Origin of the sequence: Rouxiella silvae, from assembly GCF_002093625.1 — a bacterium.
Taxonomy (GTDB): domain Bacteria; phylum Pseudomonadota; class Gammaproteobacteria; order Enterobacterales; family Enterobacteriaceae; genus Rouxiella; species Rouxiella silvae.
Genome location: NZ_MRWD01000038.1, coordinates 25,424 through 39,538, shown reverse-complemented (window position 1 = coordinate 39,538; position 14,115 = coordinate 25,424). Strand labels below are relative to the sequence as shown.

At 50.6% G+C, this 14,115-nt stretch carries 11 protein-coding genes; all 11 read right to left on the bottom strand.

Annotated elements, in window-relative coordinates:
- Entirely contained in the window at window positions 1-3,483 is a 3,483-nt protein-coding gene (gene dnaE / locus BS639_RS15730) for a DNA polymerase III subunit alpha (protein WP_084983574.1), read from the bottom strand.
- Between the two features lie 70 nt (window positions 3,484-3,553).
- Entirely contained in the window at window positions 3,554-4,162 is a 609-nt protein-coding gene (rnhB, locus tag BS639_RS15725; RefSeq protein WP_084983573.1) for a ribonuclease HII, read from the bottom strand.
- Window positions 4,159-5,307: a lipid-A-disaccharide synthase gene (lpxB, locus tag BS639_RS15720; protein WP_084983572.1), complete on the bottom strand. Its 1,149-nt coding sequence runs from the start codon at window positions 5,305-5,307 to the stop codon at window positions 4,159-4,161. Before lpxB ends, rnhB begins: the two co-directional genes overlap by 4 nt.
- Before the next feature lie 71 nt (window positions 5,308-5,378).
- On the bottom strand, window positions 5,379-6,167 hold the full coding sequence (lpxA, locus tag BS639_RS15715) for an acyl-ACP--UDP-N-acetylglucosamine O-acyltransferase (RefSeq protein WP_055773100.1): 789 nt from the start codon (window positions 6,165-6,167) through the stop codon (window positions 5,379-5,381).
- 3 nt (window positions 6,168-6,170) lie between these two features.
- Entirely contained in the window at window positions 6,171-6,659 is a 489-nt protein-coding gene (fabZ, locus tag BS639_RS15710; RefSeq protein ID WP_226950914.1) for a 3-hydroxyacyl-ACP dehydratase FabZ, read from the bottom strand.
- Window positions 6,660-6,830: 171 nt separating this feature from the next.
- Window positions 6,831-7,853 (bottom strand): UDP-3-O-(3-hydroxymyristoyl)glucosamine N-acyltransferase, encoded by a 1,023-nt coding sequence (lpxD, locus tag BS639_RS15705; RefSeq protein WP_084983571.1) that lies wholly within the window; start codon window positions 7,851-7,853, stop codon window positions 6,831-6,833.
- 2 nt (window positions 7,854-7,855) lie between these two features.
- The gene (skp, locus tag BS639_RS15700; RefSeq protein ID WP_055773091.1) at window positions 7,856-8,356 is read right to left on the bottom strand and encodes a molecular chaperone Skp; all 501 of its coding nucleotides are present in this window, start codon (window positions 8,354-8,356) and stop codon (window positions 7,856-7,858) included.
- A 123-nt stretch (window positions 8,357-8,479) separates the two neighbouring features.
- Window positions 8,480-10,903: an outer membrane protein assembly factor BamA gene (gene bamA, locus BS639_RS15695; protein ID WP_084983570.1), complete on the bottom strand. Its 2,424-nt coding sequence runs from the start codon at window positions 10,901-10,903 to the stop codon at window positions 8,480-8,482.
- A 34-nt stretch (window positions 10,904-10,937) separates the two neighbouring features.
- Window positions 10,938-12,293: a sigma E protease regulator RseP gene (gene rseP, locus BS639_RS15690; RefSeq protein WP_084983569.1), complete on the bottom strand. Its 1,356-nt coding sequence runs from the start codon at window positions 12,291-12,293 to the stop codon at window positions 10,938-10,940.
- A 40-nt stretch (window positions 12,294-12,333) separates the two neighbouring features.
- Entirely contained in the window at window positions 12,334-13,182 is an 849-nt protein-coding gene (gene cdsA, locus BS639_RS15685; protein ID WP_055773082.1) for a phosphatidate cytidylyltransferase, read from the bottom strand.
- A gap of 9 nt (window positions 13,183-13,191) precedes the next feature.
- On the bottom strand, window positions 13,192-13,950 hold the full coding sequence (ispU, locus tag BS639_RS15680; protein WP_084983568.1) for a (2E,6E)-farnesyl-diphosphate-specific ditrans,polycis-undecaprenyl-diphosphate synthase: 759 nt from the start codon (window positions 13,948-13,950) through the stop codon (window positions 13,192-13,194).
- Window positions 13,951-14,115: the final 165 nt, after the last annotated feature.

The window sequence follows — 14,115 nt, the reverse complement described above, 5'->3', positions numbered from 1 at the left end:
TTAGTCAAATTCCAGTTCAACCTGTTCAGTACCGACCAGAGAACGTAAATCAAGCAACAGACGATCGGTTGGCGTAACACGCCATGTTGCACCGAATCGCAAACGCGCCCGAGCGTTCTCACGTTGGTAATACAGATGAACTGGTATCGTCCCCGATCGATGAGGTTCCAACGATTCGCGCAGACGGTTCAAAAGCTGGTCATCAATTTGCCTGTCAGTCAGCGATATAGCAAGACCACGAGCGTATTTTTCACGCGCTTCACTGATGTCCATTAAATCACGGGCCATCATTTTAAGCCCGCCGTTGAAGTCATCAAAGCTGACCTGTCCTGTCGCTATCAGGATACGGTCTTTTTCCAACAAATGCTGAAATTTTTCCAAGGCTTCGGTAAACAACATTACTTCAAGACGACCTGAACGGTCATCAAGTGTACAAATACCAATGCGGTTACCCCGCTTGGTCATCATCACCTTCGCAGCAACAACTAATCCCACTGCGATGGTCATTTTTCCCCGATCCGTCGGGTGCATGTCTTTCAGGCGCTGGCCGCCGCCATAACGCTCGATTTCTTTCAGATATTGAGTGATCGGATGCCCGGTGAGATAAAGACCCAAGGTCTCGCGTTCACCGTCCAAAACCTTCTGCTCCTGCCAAGGCGTGACGTTGGAGTAGGACTTCTCAATTTGCTCCGGTTCTTCGGCCAGCACGCCGAACATATCTACCTGACCAATAGCTTCGGCCTTGGCGTGCTGATCGGCGGCTTTAAGCGCGTCACCGAGCGAATGCATCAAGGCGGCGCGATGCGGGCCAAGACGGTCAAATGCCCCTGACATGATTAACTTTTCTAAAATACGCCGATTGAGCTTTTTGGTGTCCGAGCGCGCACAGAGGTCAAACAGCTCTTTAAAATAGCCGCCTTCGTTTCGTGCTTCAATAATGGCCTCAATCGGACCCTCGCCTACGCCTTTGATGGCACCGATGCCGTAAACAATCTCACCGTCGTCGTTGACATGGAAGTGGTACAACCCGCTGTTGATGTCCGGCGGCAGGATTTTAAGCCCCATGCGCCAGCACTCATCGACCAGCCCGACCACTTTGTCGGTATTGTCCATGTCGGCGGTCATGACTGCCGCCATAAACTCAGCCGGATAGTGCGCCTTGAGCCACAGCGTTTGATAGGAGACCAGCGCGTAGGCCGCGGAGTGAGATTTGTTAAAACCGTAACCGGCGAATTTTTCTACCAGATCGAAGATTTTAACCGCCAGTTCGCCGTCGATCCCGCGTGATTTAGCACCGTCTTCAAAGCCGCCGCGCTGCTTAGCCATCTCGACCGGGTTCTTTTTACCCATCGCGCGTCGAAGCATGTCGGCGCCGCCGAGCGAGTAACCGGCCAATACCTGCGCAATCTGCATAACCTGTTCTTGATACAGGATGATGCCGTAGGTCGGCTCCAGAACAGGCTTCAGCGATTCGTGCTGCCACTGAATATCAGGATAGGACAGCTCTTCGCGGCCGTGTTTACGGTCAATAAAGTTGTCTACCATGCCAGACTGCAGCGGTCCCGGACGGAAAAGCGCGACCAGTGCAATCATATCTTCAAAGCTGTCGGGCTTAAGGCGTTTAATAAGATCTTTCATGCCGCGGGATTCAAGCTGGAATACCGCCGTCGTCTCCGAGCGCTGCAGCATGTCGAAGCTTTTTTTATCGTCTAACGGAATAGCAGCGATATCAAGCGGTTCAAGCCCCGTTTTGGCGCGTCGCGCGTTGATCATCACCAGCGCCCAGTCGATGATGGTTAACGTTCGCAGCCCCAAGAAGTCGAACTTGACCAGTCCGGCGTATTCAACGTCGTTTTTATCAAACTGGGTAAGCGGATTATTGCCCTCGGCGTCGCAGTAAAGCGGCGCAAAGTCAGTAATTTTAGTCGGGGCGATAACCACCCCACCTGCGTGTTTACCGGCGTTACGCGTGACGCCTTCAAGCTTGCGCGCCATGTCTATCAAGGCTCTGACTTCTTCATCAGCCTCGTAGATTTCAGGCAACTGGGGTTCTGCCGCAAAGGCTTTTTCGAGGGTCATACCCGGGTCAGGCGGCACCAGCTTTGAAATACGATCAACAAAACCGTAGGGATGGCCCAGTACTCGGCCCACATCGCGGATTACCGCTTTCGCCGCCATAGTACCAAAGGTAATGATTTGCGATACTGCCTCGCGGCCATACATTTCGGCCACGTGCTCGATAACCCGATCGCGTTTTTCCATGCAAAAGTCGACGTCAAAGTCGGGCATTGAAACACGTTCAGGATTAAGGAAACGTTCGAACAGTAAGTCAAATTCCAACGGATCCAAATCGGTAATTTTTAACGCATAGGCCACCAATGACCCTGCACCTGACCCACGTCCAGGACCAACCGGCACACCGTTATCCTTAGACCACTGGATAAACTCCATGACTATCAGGAAGTAACCGGGGAAACCCATCTGATTGATAACCCCGAGTTCGATATCAAGGCGATCGTCATATTCTGGGCGTTTTTCAGCCCTGAGTGTCGGGTCGGGGAACAGAAACTCAAGACGCTCCTCCAGCCCTTTCTTCGAACAGGCCACCAAGAAGTCTTCGGTCGACATATCACCGGTCGGGAACTGCGGTAGGAAGTACTCACCGAGACGAATGGTCACGTTACAGCGTTTGGCAATTTCTACGCTGTTTTGCAGCGCCTCGGGGATGTCGGCAAACAGCTCGCACATTTCCTCTTCACTGCGCATAAATTGCTGCGTGGTGTAGTTTTTAGGACGTTTAGGATCGTCGAGCGTGAATCCGTCGTGGATAGCGACACGAATTTCATGTGCGTCAAAGTCGCCTTCAACCAGGAAGCGGACGTCATTGGTCGCCACCACCGGCAATCCACTTTCTCCCGCCAGAGCAATGGCAGCATGCAGATAATTTTCTTCATCTGGGCGGCCAGTGCGGACCAGTTCAAGATAGTAACGATTGGGAAAATACTGCTGATAAAACTCAACGCACTGTTCAACCTGAGGCTGATTGGAGCGCATGAGGAATTTACCAATGTCGCCGTGACGCGCTCCTGAAAGCAGCAGCAGCCCTTCGTTAAGTTCTGCCAACCATTCGCGTTCAATGGTCGGACCGGCCGCACCATAGCCGCGCTGATAGGCTTTCGAAATCAATAATGTCAGGTTTTGATAGCCCTGATTGTTCATCGCCAGTACGGTTAACTGCGCCAGCTCATCGCCCAACATCTCGCTGTGTACGTTGAAATCTGCACCAATCAGCGGCTTGATACCCGCGCCGTGCGCTGAACCATAAAACTTGACCAAACCGCAAAGGTTGGTGAAATCTGTGATAGCCATCGCAGGCATGCCGAGGGCAGCTGCTCGTTTCACCAACGGGCCAACTTTGGCTAATCCATCAACCATGGAGTAGTCACTGTGTACACGCAGATGAATAAAACGAGGTTCAGCCATATTCAGATACCAGAATTAGGAGAGTTGGGTTTAAAAAAACGAAATAATAGGTGCTCTCTGCCGTGCGCCATTAACGCGACAGCGACACATCTTCAAGGGCGCGTCTGACAGGAGCGAAGCTGCGCCTATGGTGCGCCGTTGCGCCAAGACGTGCAAGCTGCTCTAAATGCGCGGCGGTTGGATAGCCTTTGTGTTTGGCAAAACCATACTCTGGAAATGCCGCATCAAGCTCAACCATTTCGCGGTCACGCGTCACCTTAGCCAATATAGACGCCGCACTGATTTCTGCAACGCGACTGTCACCCTTTACCACGGCCAATGAAGCCATAGGCAACGTGGGGCATCGATTACCGTCTATCAGTACAAAATCGGGAACCCTCGCCAGCCCGGCAACCGCCCTTTGCATCGCCAGCATGGTGGCGTGCAGAATATTCAGCTGGTCAATTTCTTCAGGTTCCGCGCGTCCAAGACTCCAGGCCAACGCTTTTTCTTTTATCTCATGATACAAATACTCACGACGTTTTTCGCTGAGCTTTTTGGAATCAGCCAGACCGGCAATCGGCCTCGCGGGGTCAAGAATAACCGCCGCAGTCACTACCGCACCCACTAACGGGCCACGACCCACCTCATCCACGCCGGCAATAAAATTCGCCTGCGGATAAACAAAAATCTCACTCATTTTCTGGCTAACTCCATCACTGCCTGCGCGGCCTGTTCATCGGCGTCACGTCGAATACTTTCATGCAGCGTGAGGAAGGTCTCTTTCAGTTGGTGACTGGTTTCTCCGCCCGCCAGCAGCGGCAACAGGGCGGCAGCAAGCTTATCGGGAACGCACTCTTCCTGAAGCAGTTCGGTGACAATCTCACGCCCTGCCAGCAGGTTAGGCAAAGAAACATACGGCGTTTTCACCAGTCGTTTAGCCAACCAGAAGGTAAACGGCTTCATGCGATATCCCACGACCATCGGGCATTTTGCCAGCATGCACTCTAACGCGGCAGTGCCCGAGGCCAGCAGTGCAGCATCGCTCGCAATCATCGCATCACGAGCCTGACCGTCGAGCAGGTGCGCCGGCAGGTCGGGCGCAATTTCAGCCTTGATGCGTTCGAACTGTTCGCGACGTTTGGCATTAACCAATGGAACGACGATGTGCAAATCGGGATAGCGTTCGCGAAGCAGCAGCGCGGTCTTTAAAAAATCCGCACTGAGCATTTCAACTTCCGCGTTACGACTGCCGGGCAGCAGGGCCAGGCAGTGCACGTCAACAGGAATACCCAGCGTTGCGCGCGCCAGTGCTTTATCAGGCTCCAGCGGCATTGAATCCGCCATGGTATGACCGATAAAACGACAGGGGACGTTAAATTTGTCATAAAACGCTTTTTCAAAAGGCAGGAAAGCCAACACCATATCGGTCGCTTTGCCAATTTTGAAAACACGTTTTTGTCGCCAAGCCCAAACCGACGGGCTGACATAATGAATAGTGCGAATACCGTGCTTTTTAAGGCGGCCTTCGAGAGTGATGTTAAAATCCGGCGCGTCGATGCCAATAAAAACATCGGGTTTCAGCTCGGTGAAGCGTTGAGTCAGTTCTTTGCGTATTTTTAACAGGCGTGGCAAACGCTCTAACACTTCAACCACGCCCATTACCGCCAGCTCTTCCATTTCGAACCAGGCTTCACATCCTTCTGCCTGCATCAAAGGTCCTGCGACCCCCACAAACCGTGCATCAGGATAGTGGCCTTTCAGTGCCCGGATCAAACCCGCGCCTAAAATATCGCCGGATGTTTCACCGGCAACCAGGCCGATTGTCAGAACGGACTTTTCCATTGTTTTATTAAATCCAGTTGAGCTGCTAAATCAGCAAATCTTATTCGCCAAGGCCTGTTAACGATGACCTACTAACGAATAATGCCGCGCGTTGAACGAGCAAAGAAATCGCTGAATGGCTTCACTGCCGGGAACTCGGCAGCAATAGCGGCAATCTCAGGCTGCGACTCTTCCAGTGTTTTACCACTACGATACAACACTTTATAAGCGTTACGGATCGCATGAAGAGAAGGCTTGTCGAAACCACGACGCTTTAACCCTTCGATATTAATACCGAACGGCGTGGCGTGATTTCCCTGAGCGATAACAAAAGGAGGGACGTCCTGCGCAACGCCGGAGCAGCCGCCGACCATAACGTGGGCACCGATAATGCACCACTGGTGCACTGCCGTCATGCCGCCGATAATGGCGAAATCGTCAACCTGAACGTGGCCGCCCAACGTGGCGTTGTTGGCAAGAATACAGCGATTGCCAACCACACAGTCATGAGCAATATGAGCATTCACCATCAGCAGGTTGTCGTTACCTACTTTAGTCAGCTCGCCGCCTTGAACGGTACCACGGTGAATGGTCACGCTCTCACGAATATTGTTGCGATCGCCCACTTCTACACGCGTTGGCTCACCGGCATATTTCAGATCCTGGTTAATTTCACCAATGGAAACGAACTGAAAAATACGGTTGTCACGACCAATTTTGGTCACGCCATTTACCACTACATGAGACTTGAGCTCGGTGCCTTCGCCAATTTCGACCTGAGAGCCGATATAGCAGAAAGGTCCGATATGAACACCGGCACCAATAACGGCACCCTCTTCAACAACGGCGCTAGGGTGAATAAAGGCGGTTTTATCAATCACGGATTATTTCTCCTGACTACGGGCGCACATCATCTGGGCTTCACATACTACCTGGCCATCGACTTTAGCTACGCCAGTGAACCAGGTCACACCGCGGCGAGTTTTCAAAAACTCAACGTCCAAAACCATGGTATCACCTGGAACCACAGGTTTTTTAAAGCGTGCGCTGTCAATGCCAGCAAAGTAGTAAAGCTCGCCTGGCTCAAGTTTACCGACGCTTTTAAACGCCAGCAGACCAGTAGCCTGCGCCATGGCTTCGAGGATCAGAACGCCAGGGAAGATTGGCTTGCTCGGGAAATGTCCCTGGAAACAAGGCTCATTAAAAGAAACATTTTTAATCGCACGCAGCGTTTTATGTGGGGTGTATTCGACAACCCGGTCAACCAGCAAAAACGGAAAACGGTGCGGAAGCAGCTCAAGTATTTCTCCAATACCAAAACCTTCTACGCTAACTTCTTCTTGAGAGTGATCGTTGTGAGTAGGAGTGCTCAAAATACTCGTCCTGTCTAAAATTACTGATATCATCAATAGCACGGCCTGCGTGCCCCTCAAAGAGGGACATTGTGCAGGCCGCAAATAGGGACTAAGAATCGAAAAGATAGTGAAGTATAGAACAAAATCATTATCTTACTTATTGATTTTTAGTTGTAAGTTGTTGGTGAATTAGTCTTCTTCGATTTTACGCTCTACCGCTTTCAAGCGCTTATTCATCTCATCGATATTCAAAACCAACGCGGCAGTCTTACGCCAAACTTTGTTCGGCTGAAGCGGAATGCCGGAGGAGTATACCCCAGGTTCGGTAATTGGTCGCATGACCATTCCCATTCCAGTGACGACGGCCTTATCACAAATTTCCATATGGCCGTTAATTACGCTGGCACCGCCAATCTGGCAATAACGCCCAATTTTAAGACTGCCCGCCATAATAACGCCACCTGCAACCGCCGTATTGTCTCCAATCACGACGTTGTGTGCAATCTGACATTGATTATCAATGATAACACCGTTACCAATTTGGGTGTCGTCAAGCGCGCCACGGTCGATGGTAGTACAGGCACCAATCTCGACAGAATCGCCGATAATTACCGTTCCTAACTGAGGAATTTTAACCCAATTGCCGCGATCGTTGGCGTAACCGAAGCCATCTGCGCCGATAACCGTTCCAGACTGAATCAGACAGTTCTGACCAATTTCCACGCGATGGTAGATAGAAACATTAGCCCAAATACGCGTTCCGGCACCAATTTTAGCCTCCTTACCGATGAAACAACCTGCACCGATAATGACGCCATCACCGAGTTCAACACCCGATTCAATCACCGCATTCGCACCGACAGACACCTGGTCACCGAGTTTTGCTTCGGGAGAAATAACGGCGCTTGGGGCAATATCTTGAGCTGGCGCAGGCGTGGTATCAAGAATTTGAGCCATGCGTGCATAAGTCAGATACGGGTTTTTAACCACTAATGCCGCACTTTGGCAAAATGGCAGATCCGCTTCCGTCAACACTACAGCGCCTGCATTGCAGGAAGCCAACTGTTCACGGTAACGGCTGTTTGATAAAAACGTGATTTGCTCAGAGTGTGCGGAATGCATTGAAGCAATGCCGGTGATGGCTAGAGAGCCATCACCGTGCAATTGTGCATCCAACTGCTGTGCGAGATCAGCCAGTCGAATTGAAGCCATGCTTATTTAACCTGTTTCAACACTTCGTCAGTGATGTCTTTTGCGTCGTTAGAAGCATAAGCCAGAGCGTTGGCGTCGATGACGATATCCAGACCATCTTTAGCTGCTACAGTTTTCACTGCGTCCTGGATACGACCCAGGATTTTGTTACGCTCTTCAGCCTGACGTTTACGATTGTCATTGTCAAAAGCCTGAGCTTTTGCAGAGAAATCTTCACGGTTAGCCATAACTTGCTTTTCAAGTTTGGCGCGGTCAGCTGCTTTCATAGAACCGGCATTACGTTGCAGGTTTTGCATCTGAGACTGCAGAGCAGTTTCCTGAGCTTGCAGCGCAGTTGCGCGGCCTTTGAATTCGTTTTCCAGCTGTTTGGCAACAGCATCACGAGCAGGCATTTGTTGGAAAACTTGCTGAACGTTTACAACACCAATTTTGTCAGCAGCCTGAACGCTAGCTGAAGCAGCCATAACTAATCCGAGGCCTGCGGCGTATAACCACTTTTTCACTATAAACTCCTTCCATCACCCGTTTGTGCCACGAGGCACAGTAAATTACGCATAAGGCCTGAGAATATGACTATCACTCAGGCCTTTGCGATTCTGCTGATAAGGCTCAGTTGCGGTAACAGATTACCACGTTTTACCAATGTTAAACTGGAACTGTTCTGCCTTGTCACCATCGTATTTCTTGACAGGTTGCGCATAAGAGAATGACAGGGGTCCCAAAGGAGACTGCCACTGCAATGCCACACCGGAAGAAACACGGATATTGCCTGGTTTGCTGTAATCAGGAACGCCGGCAGCAATAGTCTCTGCGGTGTTGTCCCAATTGGTATCCCACACGGTACCGCCGTCTACGAATACAGAGGTACGCAGTGAGTTAGCGTATTTATCACCCACAAACGGCGTTGGAACGATAAGCTCGGCGCTAAGCAGCCCCATCGCATTACCTCCCACTGCATCGTCGGAGTTATCGATTGGGCAACCTTTATAAGAAGTCGCACCGGTCGGGCAGTTGTAGTAAGCGGCTTTAGGACCAATGGTGTTCGACTGGAAACCACGTACGCTGCTTGAACCACCGGCATAGAAGTTATCGTAGAACGGCACTTCTTTACCGCCCAGGCCGTCGGCATAACCGGCGCGAGCACGTCCCATCAACACCCAGTTATGGCTCTCGGACAGAGGCAGATAGCTGGTTGCATCGAAGGTGATTTTATAATATTCGTTGGTCGAGCCCGGCACGGTCACTTTACCGCTCAGGCTGGCCTTGCTACCCGCAGTCGGGAAGAAGCCACGGTCCAGATTATTATAACCCCAGCCTAACGTCAGGAAGAAGTCATCGGCGCTGAAGGTTGCGTCCGAGGTATTCTCACCTGCAACCACGCTTGGATCTTTGCCCACGCTGTTCAGGTAACGGAACATTGATACCTGCGGCTCCATGTTCGACAAGTCATTGTGAACATAGTCGAGACCCAGACGCAGTGAGTTATTTTCGTTAACCGGGAAGCCCAGGTTTCCGCCAATACCATAACTTTTATTGGTGTATTCAGACAGGTCAGCGTTATCTGCTTTAAAGTCGTTATAGAACACACGACCGCCCAGACTCACGCCATCAACCGTAAAGTACGGGTTGGTAACCGTCAGTTCGGTATAGGTCTGGTAGTCATTTTTGGTCCCCGTGATGCCAGCCTGGTAACCGGTACCTAACCAGTTATCCTGCTGAACACCAACGGTAAAGCTGACGCCGCTCTCTGAACCATAACCCACGCCAAAGTTAAAGGTACCGGTGTTACGTTCCTTAACTTTGTAAACCACGTCAACCTGATCTGTTGTACCTGGCACACGCTGAGTTTCAACATCAACCGTGTCGAAATAGCCAAGGCGGTTCAAACGCTCTTTGCCTTTATCGACCAAGTCACTGCCGAGCCATGTTCCTTCCATCTGGCGCATTTCACGACGCAGCACGGTATCTTTGCTGGTGTCGTTGCCTTCGAAGCGAACGTGACGAACGTAGTAACGGTTACCGGCATCTACACTGACGTGCAGAATAACGGTTTTGTCTTTGTCGTTAACTTCCGGCTGTGTGGTTACAGTCGGGTAGGCATAGCCGTAACGACCCAACATCGCTTTGATGTCGTTTTCAATTTTGGTGACTTTGGCACCGCTGTAAAGCTCACCGTTGTTTATCTTGCTCAGGCTTTCGACTTCAGCCGAGTGACCCTGCATGTTACCGGCAACTTGCACGCCTGTAACTTTATACTGGTCGCCTTCGTGGATGTTCAGGGTGATGTAAATGCCCTTTTTGTCCGGCGTGAGGCTGACCTGAGTAGAGTCAATGTTGAAACGCGCATAACCGCGATCCAGATAGTAACTGCGCAGGGTTTCCAGGTCTCCGGAAAGCTTCTGCTTCTGGTATTTACGATCCCCAATAACGTTCCACCACGGTACTTCGTCACGCAGCTGGAATTGAGAAACCAATTGATCGGTGCTGAAAGCGTGATTACCCACGATGTTAATCTGCTGAATTTGTGCAGAGACACCTTCGGTAAAGACCAGTTTCAAGTCTACGCGGTTGCGGGGTAACGGCGTAACAACGGCTTTTACTGACGCGCTGTATTTACCCACGCTGTAGTAAAAGTCTTCCAAGCCTTTTTCGATGCTGGAAATTGTTGTACGGTCGAGCGCTTCGCCAACCCTGACACCAGAGGCTTCAAGGTTTTGTTTCAGCATGTCATCCTTCACGGCTTTGTTGCCGGAGAAGGTGATGCTGGCGATTGTTGGGCGCTCCTTGACTTGAACAATCAGTGAATCGCCATCGCGCAGGACGCGAACGTCCTCAAAGTTGCCTGTGGCAAACAATGCACGAATGGTATTACTGATATCATCGTCGGTAACTGTATCCCCTACGCGAACCGGCATATTGAGTAACGCCGCACCGACGGCAACGCGCTGTAGGCCTTCGAAATGAATATCCTTCACTACGAATCCATCTGCACCGTATACGGTTGCGCTGCCAAACAGCAGCGACGCTATGAGCAACTTTTTGATCGCCATCGTTGTTATGCGTCTTCCTAACCTAATCTCCGCCTTAAAGACGGGAGAAATCATTGAAAAGTGCAAGCCCCATCAACAACATCAGCAAAACTGAGCCAATGCGGTAACTGAAGTCCTGAACTCGCTCGGAAACTGGCCCACCTTTGAGCTTTTCTATTGCCAAAAACAACAGGTGACCACCATCTAACACCGGTAACGGGAACAGATTGATAATACCGAGATTGACACTGATCAGTGCCAAAAACATCAAGTAGTATATTAATCCGTACTCAGCTGACATCCCTGCGCCCTGTGCGATGGAAATAGGGCCACTCAGGTTGTTCAGCTTCACATCACCGGTTATTAACTTGCCCAGCATATTGACCGTTAATTTCATCAGTTGCCAGGTTTTATCCCCAGCCTGATAAAACGCCATAAACGGCCCATACTGGCGAATCGTTTTGTACTCTTCAGGCAGCGGGATAATTTTAGGCACTACGCCGGCAAAACCCTGCACCTGCCCTTTTCCCACAGATTTAGTGTCCGGTATCAGCGTTAAGTTCAAAGGCTGACCGTTACGTTCGACTTCCAACGCCATTGGCTTGCCCGGATTATCGCGTACCTGAATCGCAAAAGCTTGCCAACTTACTAAAACCTGACCATCAACTTTAACTATCCTGTCGCCCGCTTGCAAACCGGCCTTCTGCGCGGCGGAGTCGGCCTGAATTTGAGCCATAACGGATTCAATCTGCGGGCCGCGAGGAATAATCCCCAACGCAACAACGGGATCCTGTTTTTCTGGATCAAAATGCCAAGCTTTTAGATCAAGCTGCTTTTCGGTAACCTGATTGGAGCCAAAAGGAGCAAAACCAATGGTCGTTTTTGCGTCGCCAATTTCGCCAATCAATGCCATTCGAACTGAATCCCAATCAGGCGTTTCGATACCGGCAACAGACTTAAGTTCCATTCCTGGTAAAATATTGACTTGAGAAGCAACGGACTGCGGGGTGATTTCGCCAACCACGGGACGTACGCTAGGCACGCCTATAATGAACACCAGCCAGTAGGCAAAAACGGCAAAAATGAAATTAGCGATTGGCCCCGCACTGATAATAGCCGCGCGCTGCCAGACTTTTTTGTTATTGAAGGATTGATAGCGGAGTTCTGGGGCAACGGCTTCAACGCGCTCGTCGAGCATTTTGACATAGCCACCCAAAGGAATAAGGGCGAGCACGTATTCGGTTCCCCGTTTGTCAGTACGGCTCCACAGCGCTCGTCCAAACCCGACAGAGAAACGTTCTACGTGAACGCCACAGCGACGAGCAACCCAGAAATGGCCAAATTCGTGCACGGTGATAAGCACCCCCAATGCAACAATAAAGGCGGCCAAGCTCCAGAGTATGTTCATCATAATCCCAACTATTCCTTAAAAACTGCCGCCGGCAGAAAGGTTAATACACTAACAGCATGAGGCAGGCAAACACCGGCACCGCAGCAGTAAGGCTGTCGATACGGTCCATAATTCCACCGTGACCGGGTATTAAATTACCACTGTCTTTAATTCCTGCTTCACGCTTAAACATGCTTTCGGTCAAATCGCCGAGTACAGAGGCCAGCGCCGCAATAATAGAACAAATCAACAGGGTTGAAGGAACAACGTCTAACGGCGCATAGCGACCGAACAGCCATGATATCAGGGCCGAGGTTAACAGACCGCCAACCAGACCTTCCCAAGTTTTTCCTGGAGAGACTTTAGGGGCGAGCTTGTGTTTTCCAAACAGTTTTCCAAACAGGTAGGCACCTGAGTCAGCGCCCCAAACCAGCAGCATGACATACAGCAACCACCAAGCTCCGTTGTAATGATTTTCTGCATAGCCATAAAGCCGCAGTGACAGCATACCCCAGAAGAAAGGAATAATGGTCAGTAAACCAAATATCAGTCTCAGCGTCCGCGAGTTACGCCATAGCGCCGCAGAGCCGGGATAAGCAACAACCAGCACAAATGCCGCAATCCACCAGGCCAGTGAAAACCAGAGGGACCCATTAACAAGCGCAAGGTGATCCAACTGTTGATAGGCAGGTAGGCTCCACATCATTGCGGTGAGCAGTAAACCGCAAAGAATGGCCAACCACAAGCGCTGTGAACGTGATGCAAATCCTGAAAATTGTCCCCATTCCCACGCGGCCAGCATGCAAACCACGATGTTGACAACGGCAAAGCCTACTGGCGGCAGCAAAAACAGCGCCGCAATAACAATAGGAATCAAAATCAAAGCTGTGATAATGCGATACTTCAGCAAAAGTTCTCCCTAGGACGCATTGGCGCCGATAGGTGTAGTCCCCCCGAAGCGACGCTCGCGTTGTGCAAAAGCATTCAGCGCACCTTCAAAGACAATTTCATCAAAATCAGGCCAGAGGACGTCGGTAAAGTAGAGTTCTGCATAGGCAATCTGCCACAGCAAAAAGTTACTGATTCGATGTTCCCCACCGGTTCTGATCACCAGATCCACAGGTGCCAACTCGCTCATACAAACAGACGCGCCGAGGGCCTCTTCCGTGATTTGCTCCGCCCGCAGTGTACCAGCTTCAACCTGAGCCGCCAGTTTCTTTACGCCCTGAATAATATCCCACCGTCCGCCGTAATTGGCGGCGATGTTAAGCGTAAGACCGTCGTTGTTTTGTGTAAGCGTTTCTGAACGACGGATCATATCCTGCAAGCGCGAGCTAAAACGGCTGAGATCGCCAATAATCCGCAATCTAACATTATGTTTGTGCAGACTTTTTACTTCACTGTCTAACGCTCGAACAAAAAGCTGCATTAATGCAGAAACTTCCTGAACAGGGCGATTCCAGTTTTCACTGCTAAAGGCATAAAGCGTGAGTGCATCAAGGTGATGGCTTGCAGCAAAGCTCACGGCTCTACGTACGGATTTCACTCCCGCTTTATGACCAAAGACCCGCATTTTTCCCTGACGTTTCGCCCAGCGGCCATTTCCATCCATAATAATGGCAACATGGCGCGGTAGCAGACAAGTTGTATCAGTCATTTGTTGATTCTCGAACGACATAACCCGTACTCATTTCCTTTAGCTAGAATTTACGACGTCATCGGGTACTTTTGCATTCGCGTGCATGATGAAGCGTGCGCGTAAAAAAGCCGTGAACCCTATCAGGCACGGCCTAACCGGACTACCAACGTACTTAAAAATGAGAAGTAACGCCATTAAACGCAA

Coding starts and splice junctions, on each gene's coding strand:
- bamA (WP_084983570.1), bottom strand. CDS start 10,903: ATGGCGATCAAAAAGTTGCTCATAGCGTCGCTGCTGTTTGGCAGCGCA.
- rnhB (WP_084983573.1), bottom strand. CDS start 4,162: ATGAGTGAGATTTTTGTTTATCCGCAGGCGAATTTTATTGCCGGCGTG.
- dnaE (WP_084983574.1), bottom strand. CDS start 3,483: ATGGCTGAACCTCGTTTTATTCATCTGCGTGTACACAGTGACTACTCC.
- rseP (WP_084983569.1), bottom strand. CDS start 12,293: ATGATGAACATACTCTGGAGCTTGGCCGCCTTTATTGTTGCATTGGGG.
- ispU (WP_084983568.1), bottom strand. CDS start 13,950: ATGTCGTTCGAGAATCAACAAATGACTGATACAACTTGTCTGCTACCG.
- lpxD (WP_084983571.1), bottom strand. CDS start 7,853: ATGGCTTCAATTCGACTGGCTGATCTCGCACAGCAGTTGGATGCACAA.
- lpxB (WP_084983572.1), bottom strand. CDS start 5,307: ATGGAAAAGTCCGTTCTGACAATCGGCCTGGTTGCCGGTGAAACATCC.